This window comes from Marinobacterium zhoushanense (genome assembly GCF_014641945.1).
Lineage (GTDB): Bacteria > Pseudomonadota > Gammaproteobacteria > Pseudomonadales > Balneatricaceae > Marinobacterium_D > Marinobacterium_D zhoushanense.
This window is the reverse complement of sequence record NZ_BMIJ01000004.1, coordinates 308,372-329,596: the sequence shown is the minus strand read 5'-3', so window position 1 is coordinate 329,596 and position 21,225 is coordinate 308,372. Positions and strand designations below refer to the sequence as shown.

Genomic DNA, 21,225 nt, shown 5'->3' with positions numbered 1-21,225 from the left:
CTGAACAGAAGGATCTTCATCATGCAGAACGAGTTACAGCAGCTGTTTCGCAACGCCATGTCCCAGCTTGCGGCGGCGGTCAATGTGGTGACCTCCCGTGGCGAGAGCGGTACATGCGGACTGACCGCGACAGCAGTCTGTTCGGTATCGGACTCCCCGGCGACGCTGCTGGTCTGCATCAATCGCAACAGTGAAACCAACGCGGTGTTCAAGGCCAACGGCCGTCTCTGCGTCAACGTCTGCAATGCCGGGCAGGAGGAGGTCTCCCGCCACTTCGCCGGTATGACCGGTGTGGCGATGGAGGAGCGCTTTGCACTCGATATCTGGGCGCCGGGCGCGGTGCTGGAGCAGCCGATGCTGAGGGGCGCGCTGGCCGCACTGGAGGGGCGTATCGTCGATGTCGCCGAGGTGGGCAGCCACTCGGTGTTCTATACCGAGATCGACAACGTCGTCCTGTGTGAAAACCAGGATGCGTTGCTTTACTTCAATCGTGGATTCCGTACCCTGTCGACAAACGGCTGACCGACTGAAGCGTTACTTGTGAGGCGCTCGTGGCGGTCAGTCCCAGCCTCTCGGGCAAAGGGGGAATGAGTGATGAGCGCTATTACATCCCGTGCCGGGCTGTGGACTCTGGTGTCCGTACTCGCCTGTTCGGCGTCGGTCCAGGCCGACACCGTCGTTGATTTTGGCGCCACCAATCAGAGCATCCGCTTGAATGCCGATCGTGCCAACGATGTCGGCATGGTGGATGTGGCGGTACGTGTCTGCGATGCGTTTGTCGAGCAGATCGGTATCCCCGCCTTCTATTGTCAAAGCCAGGTCCACTTTTCCGTCGATGGCCGTCAGTATATGCCGCAGGGTTGGGAACAGCAGGTTGCCACATCGCTGCGCGAAGAGGTGTTGAGCAGTCGGTGGTTGATGCAGCGGTTGGAGGTCGGTCAGCAGGCCCTGGCCGCGATGTCGATCGATGTGTTTATTCGTGACTACCTGAAGCAGCCGAAACGGGCTGCCATCATCCGCTCCTGGCTGAACAGCCGCGCCAAGCAGTTGCAACCGAAGTCCTGAATCCCTTGCTCCCGGCGCGACAACTCCTGAACAACGTAAAACGGGCGGCGTGATTGCCGCCCGGTCGACACGGGATTAGCGCTCCTCGTCCAGATTTTCCGCCTCAAGCCACATCGCATTGATGATGCCGAAGGAGCAGGCGAGCAGTACGCCGAGTATCCATGCGAAATACCACATCTGTATCACCTCAATAAGTTGAGTGGTCGTTGTTGCGGATAAACTCCACCGACGTGCGACCCCAAAGCGCACGGTAACACCAGAGGGTGTAGCCGAGGATGATCGGTACGAACAGGATCGCGGCATAGGTCATCACGTTCAGCGTCAGCTGGCTGGATGAGGCATCCCAGAGCGTGAGGCTGGAGTTCGGGCTCAGGCTCGACGGCATGACAAACGGGAACATCGAAAGCCCAGCGGTCAGGATAATGCCTGCCATCGCCAGCGAGCTGGTCAGGAAGGCCCATCCAGCAAGCCTGCGGCCGGCGAACAGGAAGGTACCGATCAAGCCGGCGAAACCCAGCGCCGGTGCCAGCAGAGTAGCGGGGTAGGCTGAGTAGTTGGCCAGCCAGGCGCCTTCGGCTCGAATCACCTCTTTCGCCAGAGGGTTGGACAGTGCGTCGTGCGCGGGTGCCGAGACGATCTGATAACCGTCGATGCTACCGCTTAGCCAGATACCGGCCAGGGCAAATCCCGCCAGGGTGATCAGTGCGCAGAGTTGGGCCAGTCGGCGTGCGCGCGCATTGACCGTGCCTTCGCTACGCAGTTGCACCCAGACCGCACCGTGCATCGCCAGCATGCCGAGGCTGACCGCGCCGGTGAGCAGGCCAAAGGGGTTGAGCAGGCCAAACAGGTTGCCCTGATAGCTTGGGCGCAGGAACTCGTCGTGCTGGAACGGTACCCCCTGCAGCAGGTTACCGAAGGCGACACCGAACACCAGCGCAGGCACCACGCCGCCGACGACCAGAGCCCAGTCCCAGGCGTTACGCCAGCGCGGATCGGCGATCTTGGAGCGATAGTCGAAACCTACCGGACGGCAGAACAGCGCAAACAGCACCAGCAGCATCGCCCAGTAGAAGCCGGAGAAGGCCGCAGCATAAACCGCCGGCCAGGCGGCGAAGATCGCGCCGCCTGCGGTGATGAACCAGACCTGGTTGCCTTCCCAATGTGGGCCGACGGTATTGATCACCACGCGGCGTTCGGTATCAGTCTTGCCCAGCAGCGGCAGCAGTGCGCAGGCGCCCATGTCGAAGCCATCGGTGATGGCAAAGCCGATCAGCAGTACGCCGACCAGTGCCCACCAGATCAGTTTCAGCGTTTCGTAATCGAATAGCATGCTTTCAACTCCTGTCAGGCGTTCACGGCTTCTGCGCGGACCCGCTGCTCATGGTGATAGCGGCCGGTGTGCAGGCTGCTCGGTCCCTTGCGGGCGAACTTGATCATTAGGTACATCTCGATAATTGCCAGCAGGGTGTAGAAGCCGACAAACGCCATCAAACTGCCGATCAGGTCCGCTTCGGTCAGGCTGGAGGTGGCAATGAAGGTCGGTAGCACCTCGCCGATCGCCCAGGGCTGGCGGCCGAACTCGGCGACGAACCAGCCCATCTCTGACGCGACCCAGGGTACCGGCAGGCTGAACAGGGCCAGGCGCAGCAGCCAGCGTTTGTGGAATACGGTGCGGCGCGCGGTGAAATAGAAGCTCAGGCCAAACACCAGCAACATCCAGAAGCCACTGGCGACCATGATGCGGAAGGTCCAGAACATCGGCGCCACGGGCGGTATCGAGTGACGTGCGGCGGCCCGGATCTGCGCCTCGGTGGCGTCCACCACGTTGGGTGTGTAAGCCTTCAGTAGCAGGCCGTAGCCGAGGTCGTTCTTGACGCGCTCGAACTCGGCTCGCAGTTCGCCGCCATCTTCGCCCTTGCGCAGACGCTGGAGCAGGGCGTAGGCGTGCATGCCGTTACGGATACGCAGTTCGTGCTGCTCGATCAGCTCCTTGATCCCGGTAACCTCTTCGCTGATCGAGCGTGTGGCGATCAGGCCGAGCAGGTAGGGAATACGTACCGCATAGTCGGTTTCCATGGTCTCGTCGTTGGGTAGCCCGACCAGGGTGAAATGGGCGGGGGCGGGGACCGTCTCCCACTCCGCCTCGATCGCGGCCAGCTTGGTTTTCTGTACGTCACCGATCTCGTAACCGGATTCGTCTCCGAGCAGGATCACCGACAGCACGGATGCCATGCCAAAGCCGGCGGCAATGGCGAAGGAGCGGCGTGCGAACGGCAGGTCGCGCCCCTTGAGCAGGTAGTAGGCGCTGATGCTGAGCACGAACATCGCGGCGGTACAGTAACCGGCGGAGACGGTATGCACGAACTTCACCTGCGCCACTGGATTGAAGTAGATATCGGCGAAGCTGGTCATCTCCATACGCATGGTTTCGTAGTTGAACTCGGCACCGACCGGGTTCTGCATCCAGCCGTTGGCTACCAGGATCCACATTGCCGACAGGTTGGAGCCCAGTGCGACCAGCCAGGTCACCATCAGGTGTTTAACTTTCGATAAACGATCCCAGCCGAAGAAGAACAGTCCGACGAAGGTGGATTCGAGGAAGAACGCCATCAACCCTTCGATCGCCAGTGGGGCGCCGAATACGTCGCCGACATAGTGGGAGTAGTAGGCCCAGTTGGTACCGAACTCGAACTCCATGGTCAGGCCCGTGGTGACGCCCAGCGCGAAGTTGATGCCAAACAGCTTGCCCCAGAACTGGGTCATATCCTTGTAGATCTGTTTGCCGGTCATGACATAGACCGATTCCATAATCGCCAGCATGAAGGTCATGCCGATCGTTAACGGTACAAACAGGAAGTGGTACAGCGCCGTGATGGCGAACTGTAACCGTGAAAGATCAACGATCGATTCGGTGATCATCAGCTTCTCCTGGTAGAGATGGGTTGGACCTGGTTTTGAACAATCAACAACAGATAAGGCAGAAACCATGCCAGCTTGGCGCCGGCCGATCCCCGGTTAACCCAAGGCCGCCTCAGACGTTGATTGCGGGAAACTTGGCTGAACTTTATACACCTTTAGTCTAATGGCTGGCAGTGACAGAGTGTCGCAGTGCCATAATTGGCAGATGATGCTGCCATCTGTGTCAATTTGACACTTGCTCTGGAGATATCCATGCCCACCGAATTACACCAGGTCGCCACCGAGATGGGCGAGATCCTGGAAGGGATCGCCGAACCCGCGACCCTGATCGGATTGGACTATCGCATACTAGCGACCAATACCGCCTACCGAGAGGTTTACGGCGACCAATACCCCCTGCTGAAACGACATTGCTATGAGGTTTCACATGGCTATAGCGTGCCCTGTGACCAGGCGGGCGAGTCGTGCCCGTTGAAGCGCTGCAGCGAGAGTGGTCAACGTCAGCGGCTGCTGCACCTGCATAACACTCCGTTGGGCGAGGAGCACGTCGATGTCGAGATGCAACCGGTACACAACCGCAACGGGGAGGTGATCTGCTTTCTCGAGATCATGCACTGCGTGCGCGAGGCAAGTGCACGTGCCGGTAACGAAGAGGGGTTGGTCGGACGTTCGGATGCATTCAATCGTATGCTGGAGCTGGTGCACCGTGCCGCGCCCAGTGAGATCAGCGTACTGCTGCTCGGAGAGTCGGGTACTGGCAAGGAGCTGGTCGCGCGGGCGTTGCACGATAGCAGCCCGCGATCGCGCAAGCCCTTCGTCACGGTGGAGTGCTCGGGGCTTAGCGAGTCCCTGTTCGAGAGTGAGCTGTTTGGACACGAGCGGGGGGCCTTTACCGGCGCCGTGAGCCGTAAGCGGGGTCTGGTCGATGTGGCCCGCGGTGGTACCCTGTTTCTCGATGAGATCGGCGAGATTCCGCTGCCGCAGCAGGTCAAGCTGCTGCGCCTGATCGAAACCGGTGTGTTTCGGGCAGTGGGCAGTGTCGAGCCTCAGCATGCCGATATACGCCTGGTTTGCGCCACTCACCGTAATCTGAGGCGGATGGTGGAGGAGGGGCGTTTTCGTCAGGATCTCTATTACCGCATCTCCCCCTTCCCTATCCCTCTGCCGACACTGAAAGAGCGCATCGACGATCTGCCGCTGCTGATCGAAGTGCTGTTGCGGCGATTGCCGGGCGGGGAGGGGGTGAGTGTCAGCAGGGCGGCGTTAAAAACGTTGGAACGGTATGATTTTCCGGGCAATATCAGGGAGTTGAGAAATATCCTCGAACGCGGCATTCTGCTGGCCGATAATGCTGTGCTTGATCTTGAACAGCTGCCGCAGGAGCTTGTTGACCGGCCCGATGGCGATCTGTCGGCTATCGGCATTACAGAGTCGATAACGCCCTTGGACCAGTTGGAAGCCCGATATCTGCGCCAGGTGGCTGCGCGATTCAAGGGTGATAACAGAGAGCTGGCCGCGAAGCTGGGGGTGAGTGAGCGCACCCTGTATCGCAAATTGCGTCAGCTGCGTGTGGGCTGAACGGAAGCGGAGGTGAGATGTCGGTAAGTTGGCTGAAGCCGGGAGTGCTGTTGATTCTACTCAGTCTCTGTGAACCTGCGGCTGCCGATCTTCCACTGCTAAACGGTAACCTGCAGGTACCCTATGTCGTCGCTCCTCGGTATGAATCCTCCGCCGATATCCTGCTGCAGCTGCCCAGGCAGGTCGATCCTTTAGTACCGGTGCCGATAGGGATCCGGGTGTTTCAGGATAGGGTGCAGTCGATTACGCTGCTCACCGACGAGGTCGAGCCGGTGCAGCTGGCAAGGTTTGACCTGGAACCCGAGGTTCGCCCGGAGCTATCGACCCGGTTCAGGGCTAGGGGTGGCGGGGTGCTGGTTGTCGTGCGTACCGAAGATCGTATCCTTGCGGCCCGGCGTGATTACGCCCTTGTCACTGCTGCCGCATCTGCTGCCCTGCAAAGCCCGGGGCCGGGAACGGGTTTGACGTCTCCCGCGGTCGAGGTGCCCAGTGCCGCCGGTTCATCGGCAGCGTCCGATGCGCTGACCGATGTTGGTGAGGATTCGTTCATGGCATCGATGGAGCTACGGGCCTGGCGCCGTCGAGAGGTCAACTACGTCGAGCTGCGCCCCGTCGCGCCACTGTCGTCGCGGGTGCAGCAGCTTGATGCTACCGCGGTGTTGCAGCAGGGGCTCGATCGATTCGAGCTGTTTCAATCGGACAAGCGTCTGCTCAGCGCCAGCATCGGCGACAGCCTTTGGTATGAGCCCTATTTCCGTTTCAGTTTCTCTGTCGGTGATGTGGGCGATGAGCTGGTGCTGTCATGGCAGGGCTCGAACGGCACTGAGGGGCAGCTCAGCACTACGATTGTGGCGTCTGACTGAAGTCAGGTCACGAGATCCGTGCAGTTTGCTACAATCCTCCAACGCAAATTTCCAGGAGTGTGTTCGTGTTGTTCAGTCGTGTGATACTGGGCGCGTCGCTCAGTCTGCTGTTGGCAGGCTGTAATGCCGCCAACGTTCAACCCCAGTCCGATCTGCAGACCGGACAGGCCGCAGCTGCGACCGAGTCCGACCAGGGCAGCCCTGCGGTCGATGCTGGAGTTGAGAACGCTCCGAGCCGGCCGGTGAACACTGCACAGATTTCGAATCAGCTCGATCAGCTCAGCGGTCGACTGGTGTTGATGCAGGAGCAGCTGATCCAGCTGAACAGCGCGAGCAAGCAGCAGGCGGAGATGAACCAGATTCTGCTGACCCGTCTGCAGCATCTGTCGGCGAGCAGCGTCAGGACGGCGGCCGAGGATCAGGCCTCCAGTGACAGAGAGGCCGATGCCACAGGTTCGGGGGCGCTGATCGATGATGCCATCGATCAGCTGATGCAAACGGTCAATCAGCTTGGTTTAGCGGATGCCGGGGACCTGTTCGCTGTCGCCAGTGCGTATACCGCAAAGGGAAGCTGGGTGCTGATCCGCTACCGTGTCGACAGCGGTGAAACCTGGCTCGCGGACCAGGGCAGTTGGGTAAGGCTGGAAGAGGAAGCGGGGAGTCTGCCTGCCTCGCGCTATGCGGTGCAGCTGCAGCGTGCCGATCAGGATCTTAAGGGGTTCGTCGCAGTACGTATCGATCGTCAGAGCGGCGAGAGCTGGTGGCTGAACGACCGGCGTTGGCAGGTGTATCAGTGATGTGCGATCTGGATATACAGGACCTGATCCGAATCTTTAACAAGCTTTTCCTCACCAGCTACAACACCGAGCTGGTCGCAGGGGAGGATGAGCCCATCTACCTGCCGGCGGATGAGCTGTATCCGCACCACCGTGTTGTGTTTGCCCATGGTTTTTTTGCTAGCGCCTTGCATGAGATCGCGCATTGGTGCGTTGCCGGTGCGCAACGGCGTACACTGGTGGACTTCGGCTACTGGTATAAGCCGGATGGGCGGACGGCGGCGGAGCAGGCGGAGTTCGAGCGCGTGGAGGTGCAGCCGCAGGCATACGAATGGATACTGTCGGAATCCGCTGGACACCGGTTTCATTTCAGTGCCGACAACCTGTCCGCTGGTCTAGGGGCTAGCAATCGGTTCATGTATAACGTTCATTCAAGGGTGTTGGAGCTGCTCGAGCAAGGGTTGCCGGAGCGGGTCGAGGCCCTGTCGTCTGCATTGCGGACCTACTATCAAACTCCTGTTTTGAGCGCTGACAGATTCGCATTGGATCGCCATCTGCCAGTAGGAGAGAGCTATGCGCGAGCTGAAAATTCAGGCGAGCCGCTGGCAGGTGCAGTCGCTGCCGGCTGATACCTCAGCTGGTGGTTTCGCGGCGCCGGTGTTACCGGCTAGCCTGCTGGATCATTCGATCTGTCGCTCCAAGGATTTTCTTTACCATCGGCTGGGGATCGATGTCGATGGTGAACCCTACTGGTATCTGTATGCGCTGTCGTTAACCGGCGAGCCCTCGCTTTGGGTGCTGGGCGTGTTCGATACGGCGGGTCAGGTCGATTTTTTTCTCGCGCTGCATTCAGATAATCCGCTCAAGGTGCCGGGCCTGCGCCAATTCGATGCCGGTCCCGGCTGGCTCCAGCTGGGCGCAGATGGCCAGGTTCACTACCCGCATTATGCCGGCGTGTACCAGGTAGGGCTGAAAAGCTACCGGGTGGTGCCGGTCGCCTCCGCGCCTGGGCTATACAGTGCCAGCTATGGTGACAGGGATCATGTGGATTATCTGGGCCAGGCCAGCGAGAAGGAGGTTTGCCTGCTGGTGTACGGGCATTTCGACAGCCGCTTGCGCGGCTGTAAGCTCTGTTGATCAGTTTTGGTGCTGGTGCTGGCTCATATTGCCCATCGGCATTATCGGACGTACCGGCAGGCTAAGGGTTTGCTGACTGCCGTCTGAAAACGACAGGGTCAATGCCAGCTCCTCGCCCACGGCAAGTGTGCGATTAAGACCGATCAGCATCACATGCAGGCCACCAGGCTGGAGACTGACCTGCTGATGAGGCGCGAGGTCGATCGCGTCGATTCTGCGCATCCGCATCACGCCCTGATCCTCTATGTGGGCATGCAGCTCGACAGACTGTGCCACGCCCGAGGCGGCTCCGGTCAGGCTGATGGCCTTGTCACTGCGATTCTCCAGTTGCATGAACGCGGCACTGTTGGGTTGGCCAGGGGCGACTGCCCGCGCGTACGGATCGCTAACCTGGACATCCGCGGCCCAGAGCGGTGTGCTCAGTGCAGCGCTTAATAGCAGGCTGGTCAGGGCTTTCATCATGTTCAGCTCTCCTTAGTCAGCGAGCAGGCGTTGCAACCAGCTGCTCAGTTCGGTTGGGGTCGAATTATGGATAAGGGTGCCGGCCAGCTCACCGTCGCGATCGATCAGGTAAAGCCGCGAGGAGTGGTCAACCGCATAACCGAGAGCGGAATCGTCCAGCGCCACTACCCGATAAAAGGCGCCGTATTGGCGCACCACCCGGTCGATCTGCTCGCGGCTGCCGGTCACGCCGATCAGCCGGTCGGAGAAAAATTGAGTGTACTGGGCCAGCTTCTCCGGCGTATCCCGCTCCGGATCCACGCTGATGAAGATGCCCTGCACCTGGTCGCGCTGTTCCGCTTGCAGGTTTCTAACGGCTTGGCTGAGTACGGCAAGGGCCGTTGGGCAGACATCGGGACAGGATGCATAGCCGATATAGATCGCCACCACCTTGCCCTTGAAATCGCTCAGTGAAACCGGGCCGGCACTGGAGGTGAGGGTAAAATCGCCGCCCAGTTTATGGCCGCTGGCCTTGACGTCCACTTGTGTGGGTTTGAGCAGAAACGCTGTTACCATTCCGACCAGCAGGCAGGCGCTGAGGATCAGCAGGATCTTTAGTGTTTTCAGTTGCTGCATCGTCATTTTGCCTCAAAATCGAACCAGGTGACGTAATGCTGGCGTTTCGATTCCAGCGTAAGCCGCGCACGCCATACCATGCTTCCGGTGGTGCAGGCGGCCAGTTCGGTGGTGCCCTGCCAACCGCCATCGGTACCTGTAGGTGTAAGTTCCGTTTGGTTTAGACCCATATACATATCTCGCCCCTCGAGCGAGAGGTGGACGCGTTCCACGTCGACTCCCTGGAGTGTGAGTCGTGCCGTTAGCTCCTGCAGAGATTGAATCGGCGCAGGTCCAAGGGAGAACGCCAGCTCGATATCTCCCTGTTTCAACCGACAGGATCCCTGGTTCAGGTCGCAGGCTGGCGGTTTAAGTTGGATGCCCTCTGCTGTTTCCGGCTGCAGCCAGCCAGGCAGCAACAGCGTCAACGTGCCCAATGTCGCTACCAGCACTATGGTGAAGAGTGGGCGTATCCAGCGGCCGGTGAGTGCTTTATCTGAGCTTGTCATCTGGGGCCTCAGTTTAGGATGGGCATCGGCAATGCAAAAGTGACATATTGTCGCACTGATGGTCGTGCCACATGTTTGCAGGAGCCGCTACGCGCTTGCAGGGTTAGCCGAGTTCGAAACCGAAATCGAGCTGCTCCTCCCCCGGCGCGCTGCGTCGAAACCCCATCTTGCGCTGCTTGCGGTTGATCTGCAGCATCATCGCGCGGGCGGCTTGGCGGGAGTCGACCAGCGTGTGACTTTGCTGGCAAGTGTAGGCATTCCCCCAGCACTGTTCGACGACCCAGTCACCGACCAGGTCGCGATATATCCGGATGACCCGGTAGTCCCGGTCTTTTTGCCAGTGCACGATCAAGAGGGGTTGTTTCCGCTGTAAAACGAGGGCTCTATAATGGCGCGGAATTGAGCCTGAAACCTACCCTTTTGTAAAGCCCGGAGGCCTTGTGAATCCTGGACTGAAGATACTGGCGGATGAAAATATCCCAGCACTCGATGCACTTTTCTCCGATATCGGAGAGATCCGTCGACTTCCGGGGCGGAGTATGAACGCGGCCGATGTGGCCGACGCGGATGTGCTGCTGGTGCGCTCGATTACGCGGGTGGATGAACAGCTGCTGGCCAACAGTCGGGTGGGGTTTGTCGGCACCGCTACCATCGGTACCGATCATCTTGATACCGGATGGCTGGACAGTCGCGGTATCCCCTGGTGCAGCGCGCCGGGCTGTAACGCTGATGCCGTGGTCGAGTATGTACTGAGTGCGCTCTGGCACCTCTGTGCACAGCAGGGGCTCGATCCCCTGACGCGAACCCTGGGTGTAGTCGGTGCGGGTAACGTCGGCGGTCGTCTGGTCAATCGCTTACGGGCGCTGGGTGTCGAGGTGTTGGTGTGCGATCCGCCCCGGGCTGAGCGGGAGGGCAGCGAAGGGTTTGTCGATCTCGAGCAGCTGTTGGGCGAAGTCGACCTGGTGGCACTGCATACGCCTCTGACCGAGGGCGGTGATCATCCCACCTACCATCTGCTGAACGAAGACAATCTCGAGCTGCTCAAACCGGGTGCGATTCTGTTGAATGCTGGCCGCGGCCCGGTTATCGATAACTGGTCGTTAATCAGGTTCATGCGCCGGCGAGCTGACGTTCAACTGGTGCTGGATGTGTGGGAGGAGGAGCCTCTGGTATTGCCCGAGCTGGCCGAGCAGTGCGTCATCGCGACGCCGCATATCGCCGGTTACAGCCTCGATGGCAAGATTCGCGGCACCTGGATGCTCTATCAGCAGGTGTGCAACTGGCTGGGAAAACCGGTGCAGATAAGCTTGGATTCGGTATTGCCTGAGCCGGAGGTGGCAGCGCTGCTGGTGAACCGCTCGGTCGATCCGCTCAAGCCGATCGCACTCACCTACGACCCCTATCGCGATGACCGCGCCTTGCGCGCCACTCTCTATCTACCACCGGAGGAGCGGATGCAGGCGTTTGATCAGTTGCGCAAGGGCTATCCGGTACGTCGCGAATTCTCCAGTTTACGCATCGAGGGACTGGAGGATGAGGGGCAGGTCGAATTGCTCGGCAATCTCGGTTTTAGCGCCGTTATCGCGTAAGCTTGGGCGTTTACCCTGAATCAGATCGACGCTGTATGACGCGATTTCAACCCGCACTTGATGGACAAGTAGCCAAAACCCTGGCGGAACTGCGCCCGCAGATTGGTGAGCGGGTGCGTCTTGAAACGCGCTCTCCGAGGGGGCGCTACACGGTGCAGTTGATCGGATTTCGCGATGGTGGCTCGGTTATAGTGTCGGCGCCGCGCAGTACCGGAACGCCGATCCTGATCAATGAAGGTGCGCCAGTGACCGTCCGGTTGATGGCCGGCAACTGGATCTGTGCCTTTGAAACCCGCTTGCTCAAGGTGACCACTACCCCCTACGGGCACTGGCATCTGGCTTGTCCGACTCAGGTCGAATCGCATCGGGTGCGCCACCATACTCGCGTACCGGTTAACCTGGCCGTCTCTGTTGATGTCGACGAGATGGATGCCGCAGTCTCCGGGTTTCCACTCAGGGCTATCTGTACCGATATTCACACCTCGGGGGCCTGCGTCGAGTCCAACCGTGTGCTTGGCAAGGTGGGGCAAAAACTGTTCGTGACCGCTCGCGTGGCGGTCAACGGTATCGATCAGGTGATTCTGGCCCCTGCGATCATACGCAATATCTATGAAGGCGAGTCGGGCAGCTTTAGCGTGATCAGTCACGGGGTCGAGTTTGTCGATCTGGAGGAGGATACGCGGCTGATCCTGGCCGGGTTCGTGTATCAGCAATACCTGGTGGAAACCGGCTACCTGCCGCTGGAAGGGGAGAAATGAGTTTTACCCTCGGTTTGATCATCAATCCGCTGGCCGGCCTTGGTGGCAGCGTGGCACTCAAGGGAAGCGACGGCGCCGAAACGGTAGCGCAGGCGCTGTCTCTGGGGGCCGAGCCTAGAGCGGAGCAGCGGGCAATGAATGCGCTTGTGCCGCTCAAGGGGTTGGAGTTCAGATTGTTGACCTGGGGCGGTGCCATGGGCGAGCGGGTTGCGCGTGAGGCGGGATTCGAACCCGTGGTGATTGGAACCCCGGCACAGGAGCCGACATCCGCCGAGGATACCGAGCACGCGGCGCGGTCGTTGGCGGATGCCGGTGCCGACCTGATCCTGTTCGCCGGTGGTGATGGAACCGCGCGCGATATCTGTACGGTACTGGGTGCTGAGTGTCCCGTACTCGGCATTCCGGCCGGGGTGAAGATCCATTCCGGCGTCTACGCGATTACACCCTCGGCGGCTGGCGAAATTGTCGCCATGCTGATTCGCGGGGAGCTGGTGACCCTGGCTAACGCGGAGGTCCGCGATATCGACGAGGAGGCGTTCAGGGCCGGTCAGGTCAGGGCGCGTTATTACGGCGAACTGCTGGTGCCGAGCGAGCACCGCTACCTGCAGCATGTAAAAAATGGCGCGCGAGAGGATGAAGCCCTGGTGCTGGATGATATCGCGGCCGACTTCGAGGAGAGTATGGAGTCGGGTGTGCGCTATATCATGGGCTCGGGCTCCACTGTAGCGGCGATCATGGCGCACCTGGGATTACCCAACACGCTGCTCGGCGTCGATCTCATCGAGGATGGTCAGTTGATCGCGGCGGACTGCACCGCGCAGCAGTTATTGGCGCTGACCGATGGCTATCCGGTTCGCATCGTCATCACCCCGATCGGCGGTCAGGGCCACCTGATCGGACGGGGAAATCAGCAGCTCAGTGCTGAACTGCTGGCGCGCTGCGGTCGGCATTCGCTCTACGTGGTGGCCACCAAGACAAAGCTCAAGGCGCTGCAGGGAAGGCCGCTGCTGGTGGATAGCGGTGACAGGGATACCGATCATGACCTGGCGGGATTGATCCCGGTGCATACCGGTTATCGAGACCATGTGCTGTATCGAGTCGAGTGAATAGCTGTGCGTTTAGTGTCGATTGGATTCAGGTCGGCGCTAGATGGTTGGGTGTAAATAAAAACAGGGCCCGGTATAGACCGGGCCCTGATTTTTAAAGCCTTACCTTGGGTGTTAGCCGCGTTTATGCAGCGCGGCTATACGATCGTCCAGCGGCGGGTGGCTGGAAAACAGCTCCATCAACCCCTGTTTCAACTGGCCATTGATGCCGAAGGCATTGAGTTGGCCAGGCAGGTCTTCCGCCAAACCGTACTCGGCCTTCAAACGTTGCAGCGCGCCGACCATGGCGCCCTTGCTGGCCAGATCTGCCCCCGCTTCGTCGGCACGGTATTCGCGGCGGCGGCTGAACCAGGCCACGATCATCGAGGCGAGGATACCGAAGATGATCTCGAACACGAATGTGGTGATGTAATAACCGATACCGACACCGCCATTGTTATCTTCTCCCCGGCGCAGGAAAGAGTCGACCGCGTAAGCTGCGATTCGCGCGAAGAACATGACGAAAGTGTTCACCACACCCTGAATCAGGGTCAGGGTAACCATATCACCGTTGGCCACGTGGCCCACTTCGTGTGCCAATACTGCACGTACCTCCTCGGGACGGAAACGCTGCAGCAGACCGGAACTCACCGCTACCAGCGCATTGTTCTTGTTCCAGCCAGTGGCGAAGGCGTTAGCCTGATGGGCGGGGAATACACCCACCTCCGGCATGCCGATACCGGCATTGCGCGCCAGCTCCGCAACCGTATCCACCAGCCAGCGTTCATCCGCGGTGCGCGGTTGTTCAATGATCTGGGTGCGGGTGCCCATTTTGGCCATGGTCTTGGACAGGAAGAGCGAGATAAAAGAACCGGCGAAGCCGAAGACGGCACAGAACACCAGCAGTGAACCGTAGTTCAGCCCGCCCTGTGCGAGGTAGGAGTCAACGCCCAGCAGTTTCAGTGTCACGCTGGCAACCAGCACGACCGCCAGGTTTGTGGCCAGAAACAGCATAATTCTCATCATGATCTATTCATGTCCCTTTTTGTTGAAGGTGTTTGCGCCAACGCTGAATGCGCTGTGCTCTGCCTTTGATTGGGGCGTGGCGGCAAAGTTTCAATGGCGATAGCGGCTCTATATAATTTGCCGTTTTCCGGGTGTGGGGAGCGTCGTGCAGCGAGTTGTCGATAGTATCAGTGAGCAGTTGGCACGCTCCAGCAATGAGGTGCGCCGCCTGTTCCACGGCCGTGGCGGGCTGTTCGAGGGGTTTGATTGGCTGGTGATCGACTGGTTGCCGCCGGTGGCGGTGATTCGCGTCTACGCACCCGAAGTGCCAACGCCGCTGGATGCAGTCGTCGAGCATTTGATGGCTCAGCCTCAGGTCATGGGCGTGGTGTTGCAGCTGCGTGGCCGTGGTCGCGAAGCCAGGTCCGAGGTAGTGGCGGGCGAGGTGGCTGAAACCCTGATTGTCGAGGAGCTGGGGCTGCGCTATCAGGTGCGGCCACTGCAGAACCAGAACTCCGGTCTGTTCCTGGATATGCGCCCGGGCAGGGCATGGGTACGGGAGAACGCCTCCGGTGCCAGGGTGCTCAATCTGTTCGCCTACACCTGCGCCTTTTCGATAGCTGCGATGGCCGGTGGGGCGCACTCGGTAGTGAACCTCGATATGAGCTCCGGAGCCCTGTCGATAGGGCGGCGCAACCATCAGCATAATGGAATGGCTGCGGATGCGGTAAGCTACATGGCTCTGGACCTGCTGCGCTCCTGGAGTCGTGTGCGTCGCCAGGGGCCCTATGATCTGATTATTATCGATCCACCAAGCTTCCAGCCGGGAAGTTTCGTGGCCGAACGCGACTATCGCAAGGTGCTGCGCCGGCTTGACCAGTTGACGCTGCCCGGCAGCTGGGTGCTGGCCTGTCATAATGATCCAGGCCATAGTGAGACGTTTCTGCGCGAGATAATGGTCGGTGAAGCGCCCGGGTTTGAATTTCAGCAGCGCTTGCCGCTGGCTGAAGACTTTCCGGAGCGGGACGCCGAACAGGGACTTAAAGCCTTGCTCTATCGACGGTCGGGCGCCTGATCGCACAGGCGCCAATGTTATATGATGAGGGGGCTTAGATAGCGGGCTTAAAGGTTGGCGACCTTCTCCTCTATGGCGCCGCGCAGCTCTTCATACGGCTCCACGTTTTCCGGGAAGAAATAGAGCTTATAGTACTGCCGCTCCACTACCTGATCATTGCTCTTCACGTGATCCTTGTGTGACGCATAGAGGTAGCTCATCTGCATATGGATGACGCGTGTGTTGATCGGTAGCTCGAACTCGTGGCCCTCCAGGTCGTAGCGGATCTTCAGCTCCTTGATGGTATAAAAGGAGAGTTCAGAAATATGGTCCAGATTAAGCAGGAAGTTGGAGGTTACTGGCACCAGACGCTGTTTCTCCAGGCCATTGTGCTCCATGTAGATGCCCAGGTTTTTCTTGATCTTCAAAAACATTTTACGCTCCGCAAGCAGCCGCTAGTGTTCCGATTGGGTATGTCATAGCCCGCCGTCAATCCATGCAGATCGCCACGACAGACCAAGCATTCAGATTCTTATTGAATTTAAGCATATGTCGCAGCGATGACACGAAAGTTTCACGCGTTCGCCGAAAAAAAATCGGTGAACGCGTTTTTAGCAATAGCCGTTACTGTTCGTAACTCTGCAGGAAGTTGGCGATACGCTCGATCGATTCCGATAGAAGGTCGGCACCGGGGAGAAAAACGAGGCGGAAATGCTGCGTGTCCGGCAGGTTGAAGCCGCTGCCCTGCACGATCAACACCTTCTGTTGTATCAGCAGGTCGAGCGCGAATTTTTCGTCGTTGCGAATCGGATAGCGGCTCGGATCCAGCTTCGGGAACAGGTACATTGCCCCCTTGGGCTTTACGCAGGAAACGCCGGGAATCGCATTGAGCATCTCCCAGGCCAGCTCGCGCTGGTCAAACAACCGGCCGCCGGGCACGATCAACTCGTTAATACTCTGATATCCGCCGAGTGCTGTTTGAATGGCGTGCTGGGCGGGAACGTTCGCACACAGACGCATGTTTGCCAGCATATCCAGCCCTTCAATATAGTCACGGGCCTGATGCTTGGGCCCACTGACGATCATCCAGCCGGAGCGGAAGCCAGCGGCGCGGTACGTTTTCGACAGCCCGTTAAAGGTCAGGCAGAGCACGTCATCGGCCAGGGAGGCCAGCGACGTATGTTCGCTGCCGTCGTAGAGGATCTTGTCGTAGATCTCGTCGGCAAATACGATCAGCTTGTGCTCGCGTGCCAGCTCCATGATCTGCTCGAGCAGCTCGGGCGGATAGAGTGCGCCGGTCGGGTTGTTGGGGTTGATCACCACGATGCCGCGGGTACGCTCGGTGATCTTGGCGCGGATATCGTCGATATCCGGATACCAGTCCGACTGCTCGTCGCAAAGGTAGTGTACGGCGTTACCGCCAGCCAGGCTGACCGCCGCTGTCCACAGCGGGTAGTCCGGGGCCGGGATCAGCATCTCATCGTTGTCGTTCAGCAAACCCTGCATCGACATCACGATCAGCTCCGATACGCCATTGCCGATGTAGATATCCTCTATGCCGACATGTGCAATACCCTTGCGTTGGCACTCCTGCATCACCGCTTTTCGAGCGGAAAACAGCCCCTTGGAGTCGCAGTAACCCTGGGCGCCGGGCAGGTTGTAAATGACATCCTGTACGATCTCTTCGGGTGCTTGAAACCCCCAGGGGGCAGGATTGCCGATGTTCAGCTTGAGGATGCGATGGCCTTCGTCTTCCAGTCGTTTGGCTTCCTGCAAAACTGGGCCGCGGATGTCGTAGCAGACGTTGATCAGCTTGTTCGATTTGCGGATTGCTGGCATCGTGTATTTCGATCCTGAGTTCCAGGAGTGACGTACGGGCGGTCTATCGTGCGCCGGGGCGTGTAGCTGCCTGGGTATGCGGGTGGATAAAGGCCGCCAATGATACGCTTCGGCCGAAAACAGTACAATCGAGCTCGTGTCTGGCTGCCAGCGCAGGCGCTGCGGTCCGGATAGAAACTGACGCACCTTTCAATGGGAACGGTGACGAATACCACTCTGCTAGGAGGCGGAATGAAATCCTTTGCCGACCTGTGCCATCAAGCACAAAACCTTCATCCTGAACTGTCGTTGGACGCGATGCTGGGTGATGAACCGTTGAGCAGGGATGCGCTCGGGGTTGTGCCGGATGACCGGCTGTTCTCGGATATGACTCGGCGCATCTTTCGTGCCGGTCTGAAGCATTCGCTGGTGGATGCCAAGTGGCCCGCGTTCGAGCAGGCTTTCTTTGGCTTTGATCCGCAAAAGGTACAACTGCTCAGCGATGATCAGATCGAGCTGATGATGCAGAACGAAGCGCTGATTCGCCATCTGGGCAAGCTCAAGGCCGCCAGGATCAATGCGCTGATGGTGGCTGAGTTGTCGGCGAAGCATGGAGGATTTGGGCGATTTCTGGCGGACTGGCCGGTGACCGATATTGTGTCGCTCTGGACATTGCTGAAAAAGCAGGGCGCGCAGCTGGGCGGAAATTCGGGGGCGTACTTTCTTCGAATGGTTGGTAAGGACACCTTCATGCTGACCGATGATGTGGTGACGGCGCTGAAGGCGCAAGGGGTGGTGGAGAAGAAGCCCTCCGGTCAAAAGGATCTCAAGCTGGTGCAGCAGGCGTTCAACCACTGGCATGAGGAGTCGGGGCGGCCCATGTGTCAGATCAGTCGGCTACTGGCACGCTCGATTGGAGACAGTCGTTAGGAAAAAACCTCATGGTCGGGAGACCATGAGGTTTGATGAAAGGGTGCGGGGCGGTTATGCGCCGCCCGGTTCCCCGGTGAACTCAACCAGCAGATCCTCGTCGGTGACGATGGTCTGACAGGCGAGCCGGAAGGTAGGTGGCAGGTCCTTGACCTGAGCCCGCTCCTCTTCCGATTTTGGCAACTTCCCTATCGATTTCAGAACGTTCTTCTCTTTGTCGGTCAGCATCATACCTTTGATGCGCTCGCCATCGAGATGAACCACTTTAACCAGGCAGGAACCGCACTCTCCGTCCTGGCACTCGAACGGGATCTTGATCTCGTTCTCCTTCGCCACGCCGAGAAGTGTGGAACGCTTGCCTGCTACTGCTTCGACCTTCTTGTTGTGCGCCATGAGAGGCGACGAAAAGTAGATGGTAGCCATACGCTTATCCCTCTTATTGATCTAATGGTTAAAGCAGAAGCGGTAGTGCAAGGAGCAAGCCGTCGCTAAAGATCTGTTTTGTATAAGGGGGAAGAGTGTTTGTCGGAGTTGTGACAAGGCCCAGTCACTTGGTGATTGATATAAAACCTACATTTTTTTGGGGGGCGGATGTTCGTATCACTGCTTGAGTGAGTATGCTATGGGTAGAGGGGTCAGCGCTGCCAGGAATTCGCTAAGTGAGCCGGCCAGTCGCTTGATCGGTTTGCGCCCGGGGCGTTCCAGCCACACACTGCCGTCGCGATTATCGACAGTCATGAACTCATCGCCGTCAGTACAGGCAAAGAACAGTGACAGCGGGTGGCGCTGCTTCTGTTTCGCCATTAAATGGCCCAGCTGGTTGCCGCGCAGACGTTCCATATCCTCCTCGTTCCAGCAAAACAGCAGCGTAAGTTCGCCGTCCGGGTGGCGTGCCGGCAGTGGGTCGGACCAATAACGCGTATACCAGGTGCGGATGTCCGGGTGAAGCTCGATCTCCAGCACCTTGGCCAAGCGTTCGAACATATCGCTGGCGGGTTGCTGTGTTACTGGATGCCAATGAACACTTTGGTCTGCATTTGGCTCGCTTTCGACAACGCAGGCGGAGGGCCAATCCGGATCGAATGGGAGTTGGGGTAAAGCGCCGTAGTGCTTTTGTTGTACCTCCATCGATTGCTCGATAAATCGGTCCAACAGTTTTTCGAGATCTGAGTCCATGGTTAGCGGTTCTTTGCCAGTGATGGTGTAACGATACCAGTTGAGGCGCTCTGAAATCGACGGCCAGGCGCCCATCCATTGACGGTGGGAGGGGTGGGGCGTTAGTGGTATAAAGCACATAGTGCCGAGAGGCAATATCAGTGCTAGGTTTAAGCCGTATTCAGTTTGGTGTGATGCTAAAAGTCGCAGTGAGTCAATACGCCATGTGTGAAAAAATATTTACGATAACCGTTTGACAACACAGGAAAAGACATTAAAATTCGCACTCCGTTCTGAGGGGTAACACCTGAAGGGCGAAGCTGGAGCGGTAGTTCAGTTGGTTAGAATACCTGCCTGTCACGCAGGGGGTCGCGGGTTCGAGTCCCGTCCGTTCCGCCAACTTCTCTCTCGAAGTGCTGAGAGGGTCGTAATAAGAAGCCAGCGTTTTGGGCGAATAGCTCAGTTGGGAGAGCATCTGCCTTACAAGCAGAGGGTCGGGGGTTCGAACCCCTCTTCGCCCACCAAGACGCGGAGTGGTAGTTCAGTTGGTTAGAATACCTGCCTGTCACGCAGGGGGTCGCGGGTTCGAGTCCCGTCCATTCCGCCAATTTTGAGAGATATGGGTTAGAATACCTGCCTGTCCGCTCTCAAGGAGTTCCGGCTCGCGCTCTTCACCGGAGCGGTCGTGAATCCGCAAACTTCTCTTCAAAGTGCTGAAGAGTCGTATATAAAGCCAGCGTTTTGGGCGAATAGCTCAGTTGGGAGAGCATCTGCCTTACAAGCAGAGGGTCGGGGGTTCGAACCCCTCTTCGCCCACCAAGACGCGGAGCGGTAGTTCAGTTGGTTAGAATACCTGCCTGTCACGCAGGGGGTCGCGGGTTCGAGTCCCGTCCGTTCCGCCAATTTTGAGAGATATGGGTTAGAATACCTGCCTGTCCGCTCTCAAGGAGTTCCGGCTCGCGCTCTTCACAGGAGCGGTCGTGAATTCCGCCAACTTCTCTCTCGAAGTGCTGAAGAGGGTCGTAATAAGAAGCCAGCGTTTTGGGCGAATAGCTCAGTTGGGAGAGCATCTGCCTTACAAGCAGAGGGTCGGGGGTTCGAACCCCTCTTCGCCCACCAAGACGCGGAGCGGTAGTTCAGTTGGTTAGAATACCTGCCTGTCACGCAGGGGGTCGCGGGTTCGAGTCCCGTCCGTTCCGCCAGCTTTGAGATATCTGGGTTGGAATACCCGTCAGGCGGCTCTCAAGGTGTTTCGGGTTGCCGAGCCCGTAGATTCCACCACTTCAAGTTCTTCACCCCGTAAGCAACGCAACCCTAATATTCCACTCCCCCCTTGTATTGCACGCGATCTGTTGTCGCTCGTGCCGATACTTGGTGATATGGAGCGAGTCTTGGCAGGTTCTGGGCAGTTGATCTGGCGTTGGTCAGAGTCCGCATCGAAACGACGTGGACTCTTTGCGGCCGGGCTTTCAACGCAGGTTCGGATTGCTGACCACTGAGTAGCGGCCGCTACCCAAAAAGAGGATCGCCAGGGAAGCGAAGAAATATACCATCATGTGCTCGATGCCCCATGCCCCAACTTTGGTCAATGTAAAGGTCTGCTCCGTGCCGGCAAGAAGCCAGGCAAATACCATGGTGCCCAACATAAGCAGTGCGGAGGGTCGAGTTAGAATGCCGAGAATAAGCAGGATGGGGGCAAGTACTTCGCCAAGGTAGACGCCGTAGCCAATAAACTCGGGTAGGCCGTGGGCGGTCAGCATCTTGAATATGCCGTCGATTCCGTGTGTAACCTTGTGCCAGCCGTGCAGAAACATCATTGCTGCGAATGAAACACGCAGTATGAGTTTTCCAAGATCCGGTGCGTCCAGATAGCGATTGAATGCGCTGAGCATGCCTTAAATCTCCTTTTGGTAGGCGTTGTGTGGCGT

General features: G+C 58.6%; 25 protein-coding genes and 7 tRNA genes. 19 read left to right on the top strand and 13 right to left on the bottom strand.

The annotated features are described in order from the left end of the window. Window positions 1–21: 21 nt before the first annotated feature. Window positions 22–522, top strand: a complete 501-nt coding sequence (hpaC, locus tag IEX40_RS11280; RefSeq protein ID WP_188748245.1) for a 4-hydroxyphenylacetate 3-monooxygenase, reductase component — start codon at window positions 22–24, stop codon at window positions 520–522. A 72-nt stretch (window positions 523–594) separates the two neighbouring features. After that, window positions 595–1,065 carry a hypothetical protein gene (locus tag IEX40_RS11275; RefSeq protein ID WP_188748243.1) on the top strand — a complete coding sequence of 157 codons (471 nt, stop codon included), beginning with the start codon at window positions 595–597 and terminating at the stop codon, window positions 1,063–1,065. Between the two features lie 75 nt (window positions 1,066–1,140). Here IEX40_RS11275 and cydX read toward each other — a convergent pair whose 3' ends face one another. The 3 genes from cydX to IEX40_RS11260 are packed head-to-tail and all read right to left on the bottom strand — an operon-like array spanning window position 1,141 to window position 3,984. Beyond that, window positions 1,141–1,242 (bottom strand): cytochrome bd-I oxidase subunit CydX, encoded by a 102-nt coding sequence (gene cydX / locus IEX40_RS11270; RefSeq protein WP_188748242.1) that lies wholly within the window; start codon window positions 1,240–1,242, stop codon window positions 1,141–1,143. A gap of 10 nt (window positions 1,243–1,252) precedes the next feature. Further along, window positions 1,253–2,395 (bottom strand): cytochrome d ubiquinol oxidase subunit II, encoded by a 1,143-nt coding sequence (cydB, locus tag IEX40_RS11265; RefSeq protein WP_188748239.1) that lies wholly within the window; start codon window positions 2,393–2,395, stop codon window positions 1,253–1,255. A gap of 14 nt (window positions 2,396–2,409) precedes the next feature. Beyond that, window positions 2,410–3,984, bottom strand: a complete 1,575-nt coding sequence (locus IEX40_RS11260) for a cytochrome ubiquinol oxidase subunit I (RefSeq protein ID WP_188748237.1) — start codon at window positions 3,982–3,984, stop codon at window positions 2,410–2,412. A gap of 252 nt (window positions 3,985–4,236) precedes the next feature. On the opposite strand from IEX40_RS11260, the gene IEX40_RS11255 reads away from it, so the two are divergent. The 5 genes from IEX40_RS11255 to IEX40_RS11235 all read left to right on the top strand — a co-directional run bounded on the left by IEX40_RS11255 (window position 4,237) and on the right by IEX40_RS11235 (window position 8,338). After that, complete coding sequence (locus tag IEX40_RS11255) at window positions 4,237–5,562, top strand: sigma-54 interaction domain-containing protein (protein WP_188748235.1); 1,326 nt, start codon at window positions 4,237–4,239, stop codon at window positions 5,560–5,562. 17 nt (window positions 5,563–5,579) lie between these two features. Then, a complete protein-coding gene (locus IEX40_RS11250) occupies window positions 5,580–6,425 on the top strand; it encodes a thiosulfate oxidation carrier protein SoxY (RefSeq protein ID WP_188748233.1) in 846 nt (281 codons plus the stop codon). Window positions 6,426–6,490: 65 nt separating this feature from the next. Further along, window positions 6,491–7,222, top strand: a complete 732-nt coding sequence (locus IEX40_RS11245; RefSeq protein ID WP_188748232.1) for a hypothetical protein — start codon at window positions 6,491–6,493, stop codon at window positions 7,220–7,222. Next, complete coding sequence (locus IEX40_RS11240) at window positions 7,222–7,830, top strand: elongation factor P hydroxylase (protein WP_188748230.1); 609 nt, start codon at window positions 7,222–7,224, stop codon at window positions 7,828–7,830. Before IEX40_RS11245 ends, IEX40_RS11240 begins: the two co-directional genes overlap by 1 nt. Next, the gene (locus IEX40_RS11235; RefSeq protein ID WP_188748228.1) at window positions 7,775–8,338 is read left to right on the top strand and encodes a hypothetical protein; all 564 of its coding nucleotides are present in this window, start codon (window positions 7,775–7,777) and stop codon (window positions 8,336–8,338) included. Before IEX40_RS11240 ends, IEX40_RS11235 begins: the two co-directional genes overlap by 56 nt. Here the strand turns inward: IEX40_RS11235 and IEX40_RS11230 are convergent, their stop codons facing one another. The 4 genes from IEX40_RS11230 to IEX40_RS11215 form a co-directional block, all read right to left on the bottom strand. After that, window positions 8,339–8,800: a copper chaperone PCu(A)C gene (locus IEX40_RS11230; protein WP_229680716.1), complete on the bottom strand. Its 462-nt coding sequence runs from the start codon at window positions 8,798–8,800 to the stop codon at window positions 8,339–8,341. A 12-nt stretch (window positions 8,801–8,812) separates the two neighbouring features. Next, window positions 8,813–9,415: an SCO family protein gene (locus IEX40_RS11225; protein WP_229680715.1), complete on the bottom strand. Its 603-nt coding sequence runs from the start codon at window positions 9,413–9,415 to the stop codon at window positions 8,813–8,815. A 2-nt stretch (window positions 9,416–9,417) separates the two neighbouring features. Then, window positions 9,418–9,903, bottom strand: coding sequence for a hypothetical protein (locus tag IEX40_RS11220; protein WP_188748225.1), 486 nt, complete (start codon window positions 9,901–9,903; stop codon window positions 9,418–9,420). A 103-nt stretch (window positions 9,904–10,006) separates the two neighbouring features. After that, window positions 10,007–10,249, bottom strand: coding sequence for a hypothetical protein (locus tag IEX40_RS11215; protein WP_229680738.1), 243 nt, complete (start codon window positions 10,247–10,249; stop codon window positions 10,007–10,009). 94 nt (window positions 10,250–10,343) lie between these two features. Between IEX40_RS11215 and pdxB the strand changes: the two genes are divergently transcribed. The 3 genes from pdxB to IEX40_RS11200 are packed head-to-tail and all read left to right on the top strand — an operon-like array spanning window position 10,344 to window position 13,356. Continuing rightward, window positions 10,344–11,492, top strand: a complete 1,149-nt coding sequence (gene pdxB, locus IEX40_RS11210) for a 4-phosphoerythronate dehydrogenase PdxB (protein ID WP_229680714.1) — start codon at window positions 10,344–10,346, stop codon at window positions 11,490–11,492. A 35-nt stretch (window positions 11,493–11,527) separates the two neighbouring features. Further along, window positions 11,528–12,250 carry a flagellar brake protein gene (locus IEX40_RS11205; RefSeq protein WP_188748222.1) on the top strand — a complete coding sequence of 241 codons (723 nt, stop codon included), beginning with the start codon at window positions 11,528–11,530 and terminating at the stop codon, window positions 12,248–12,250. After that, window positions 12,247–13,356, top strand: a complete 1,110-nt coding sequence (locus IEX40_RS11200) for an ATP-NAD kinase family protein (RefSeq protein WP_188748220.1) — start codon at window positions 12,247–12,249, stop codon at window positions 13,354–13,356. Before IEX40_RS11205 ends, IEX40_RS11200 begins: the two co-directional genes overlap by 4 nt. 114 nt (window positions 13,357–13,470) lie before the next feature. On the opposite strand, the gene htpX is transcribed toward IEX40_RS11200, so the two are convergent. After that, complete coding sequence (htpX, locus tag IEX40_RS11195; RefSeq protein WP_188748218.1) at window positions 13,471–14,361, bottom strand: protease HtpX; 891 nt, start codon at window positions 14,359–14,361, stop codon at window positions 13,471–13,473. Window positions 14,362–14,506: 145 nt separating this feature from the next. Here htpX and IEX40_RS11190 point away from each other — a divergent pair, with 145 nt between their 5' ends. Next, on the top strand, window positions 14,507–15,415 hold the full coding sequence (locus IEX40_RS11190) for a class I SAM-dependent methyltransferase (protein ID WP_188748216.1): 909 nt from the start codon (window positions 14,507–14,509) through the stop codon (window positions 15,413–15,415). A gap of 47 nt (window positions 15,416–15,462) precedes the next feature. Here the strand turns inward: IEX40_RS11190 and IEX40_RS11185 are convergent, their stop codons facing one another. Both IEX40_RS11185 and IEX40_RS11180 read right to left on the bottom strand, forming a co-directional pair. Continuing rightward, a complete protein-coding gene (locus IEX40_RS11185) occupies window positions 15,463–15,828 on the bottom strand; it encodes a hypothetical protein (RefSeq protein WP_188748214.1) in 366 nt (121 codons plus the stop codon). 190 nt (window positions 15,829–16,018) lie between these two features. Continuing rightward, window positions 16,019–17,233: a pyridoxal phosphate-dependent aminotransferase gene (locus tag IEX40_RS11180; protein WP_188748212.1), complete on the bottom strand. Its 1,215-nt coding sequence runs from the start codon at window positions 17,231–17,233 to the stop codon at window positions 16,019–16,021. Between the two features lie 231 nt (window positions 17,234–17,464). Between IEX40_RS11180 and IEX40_RS11175 the strand changes: the two genes are divergently transcribed. After that, window positions 17,465–18,142: a DNA-3-methyladenine glycosylase I gene (locus tag IEX40_RS11175; RefSeq protein WP_188748210.1), complete on the top strand. Its 678-nt coding sequence runs from the start codon at window positions 17,465–17,467 to the stop codon at window positions 18,140–18,142. Between the two features lie 54 nt (window positions 18,143–18,196). Here IEX40_RS11175 and IEX40_RS11170 read toward each other — a convergent pair whose 3' ends face one another. Both IEX40_RS11170 and syd read right to left on the bottom strand, forming a co-directional pair. After that, window positions 18,197–18,565, bottom strand: a complete 369-nt coding sequence (locus IEX40_RS11170; protein WP_188748208.1) for a 2Fe-2S iron-sulfur cluster-binding protein — start codon at window positions 18,563–18,565, stop codon at window positions 18,197–18,199. Between the two features lie 177 nt (window positions 18,566–18,742). Continuing rightward, a complete protein-coding gene (syd, locus tag IEX40_RS11165) occupies window positions 18,743–19,318 on the bottom strand; it encodes a SecY-interacting protein (protein WP_188748206.1) in 576 nt (191 codons plus the stop codon). A 301-nt stretch (window positions 19,319–19,619) separates the two neighbouring features. On the opposite strand from syd, the gene IEX40_RS11160 reads away from it, so the two are divergent. From IEX40_RS11160 to IEX40_RS11130, 7 genes are all read left to right on the top strand, one after another. Further along, window positions 19,620–19,696 (top strand) — tRNA-Asp (locus IEX40_RS11160). Window positions 19,697–19,745: 49 nt separating this feature from the next. After that, window positions 19,746–19,821 (top strand) — tRNA-Val (locus tag IEX40_RS11155). A gap of 6 nt (window positions 19,822–19,827) precedes the next feature. Beyond that, window positions 19,828–19,904: transfer RNA gene (locus IEX40_RS11150), tRNA-Asp, on the top strand. Window positions 19,905–20,040: 136 nt separating this feature from the next. Next, window positions 20,041–20,116 (top strand) — tRNA-Val (locus IEX40_RS11145). Between the two features lie 6 nt (window positions 20,117–20,122). After that, window positions 20,123–20,199, top strand: a tRNA-Asp gene (locus IEX40_RS11140). A 141-nt stretch (window positions 20,200–20,340) separates the two neighbouring features. Further along, window positions 20,341–20,416, top strand: a tRNA-Val gene (locus tag IEX40_RS11135). A 6-nt stretch (window positions 20,417–20,422) separates the two neighbouring features. Further along, a tRNA-Asp gene (locus tag IEX40_RS11130) sits at window positions 20,423–20,499 on the top strand. A 267-nt stretch (window positions 20,500–20,766) separates the two neighbouring features. Here IEX40_RS11130 and IEX40_RS11125 read toward each other — a convergent pair. Next, window positions 20,767–21,189, bottom strand: a complete 423-nt coding sequence (locus IEX40_RS11125) for a DoxX family protein (RefSeq protein ID WP_188748204.1) — start codon at window positions 21,187–21,189, stop codon at window positions 20,767–20,769. Between the last annotated feature and the right edge of the window lie 36 nt (window positions 21,190–21,225).

Coding starts and splice junctions, on each gene's coding strand:
- IEX40_RS11205 (WP_188748222.1), top strand. CDS start 11,528: ATGACGCGATTTCAACCCGCACTTGATGGACAAGTAGCCAAAACCCTG.
- IEX40_RS11230 (WP_229680716.1), bottom strand. CDS start 8,800: ATGATGAAAGCCCTGACCAGCCTGCTATTAAGCGCTGCACTGAGCACA.
- IEX40_RS11125 (WP_188748204.1), bottom strand. CDS start 21,189: ATGCTCAGCGCATTCAATCGCTATCTGGACGCACCGGATCTTGGAAAA.
- IEX40_RS11225 (WP_229680715.1), bottom strand. CDS start 9,415: ATGCAGCAACTGAAAACACTAAAGATCCTGCTGATCCTCAGCGCCTGC.
- syd (WP_188748206.1), bottom strand. CDS start 19,318: ATGGACTCAGATCTCGAAAAACTGTTGGACCGATTTATCGAGCAATCG.
- IEX40_RS11255 (WP_188748235.1), top strand. CDS start 4,237: ATGCCCACCGAATTACACCAGGTCGCCACCGAGATGGGCGAGATCCTG.
- IEX40_RS11185 (WP_188748214.1), bottom strand. CDS start 15,828: ATGTTTTTGAAGATCAAGAAAAACCTGGGCATCTACATGGAGCACAAT.
- IEX40_RS11180 (WP_188748212.1), bottom strand. CDS start 17,233: ATGCCAGCAATCCGCAAATCGAACAAGCTGATCAACGTCTGCTACGAC.
- IEX40_RS11220 (WP_188748225.1), bottom strand. CDS start 9,903: ATGACAAGCTCAGATAAAGCACTCACCGGCCGCTGGATACGCCCACTC.
- IEX40_RS11175 (WP_188748210.1), top strand. CDS start 17,465: ATGAAATCCTTTGCCGACCTGTGCCATCAAGCACAAAACCTTCATCCT.
- IEX40_RS11200 (WP_188748220.1), top strand. CDS start 12,247: ATGAGTTTTACCCTCGGTTTGATCATCAATCCGCTGGCCGGCCTTGGT.
- IEX40_RS11260 (WP_188748237.1), bottom strand. CDS start 3,984: ATGATCACCGAATCGATCGTTGATCTTTCACGGTTACAGTTCGCCATC.
- IEX40_RS11275 (WP_188748243.1), top strand. CDS start 595: ATGAGCGCTATTACATCCCGTGCCGGGCTGTGGACTCTGGTGTCCGTA.
- IEX40_RS11170 (WP_188748208.1), bottom strand. CDS start 18,565: ATGGCTACCATCTACTTTTCGTCGCCTCTCATGGCGCACAACAAGAAG.
- IEX40_RS11235 (WP_188748228.1), top strand. CDS start 7,775: ATGCGCGAGCTGAAAATTCAGGCGAGCCGCTGGCAGGTGCAGTCGCTG.
- cydX (WP_188748242.1), bottom strand. CDS start 1,242: ATGTGGTATTTCGCATGGATACTCGGCGTACTGCTCGCCTGCTCCTTC.
- IEX40_RS11250 (WP_188748233.1), top strand. CDS start 5,580: ATGTCGGTAAGTTGGCTGAAGCCGGGAGTGCTGTTGATTCTACTCAGT.
- cydB (WP_188748239.1), bottom strand. CDS start 2,395: ATGCTATTCGATTACGAAACGCTGAAACTGATCTGGTGGGCACTGGTC.
- IEX40_RS11240 (WP_188748230.1), top strand. CDS start 7,222: ATGTGCGATCTGGATATACAGGACCTGATCCGAATCTTTAACAAGCTT.
- htpX (WP_188748218.1), bottom strand. CDS start 14,361: ATGATGAGAATTATGCTGTTTCTGGCCACAAACCTGGCGGTCGTGCTG.
- hpaC (WP_188748245.1), top strand. CDS start 22: ATGCAGAACGAGTTACAGCAGCTGTTTCGCAACGCCATGTCCCAGCTT.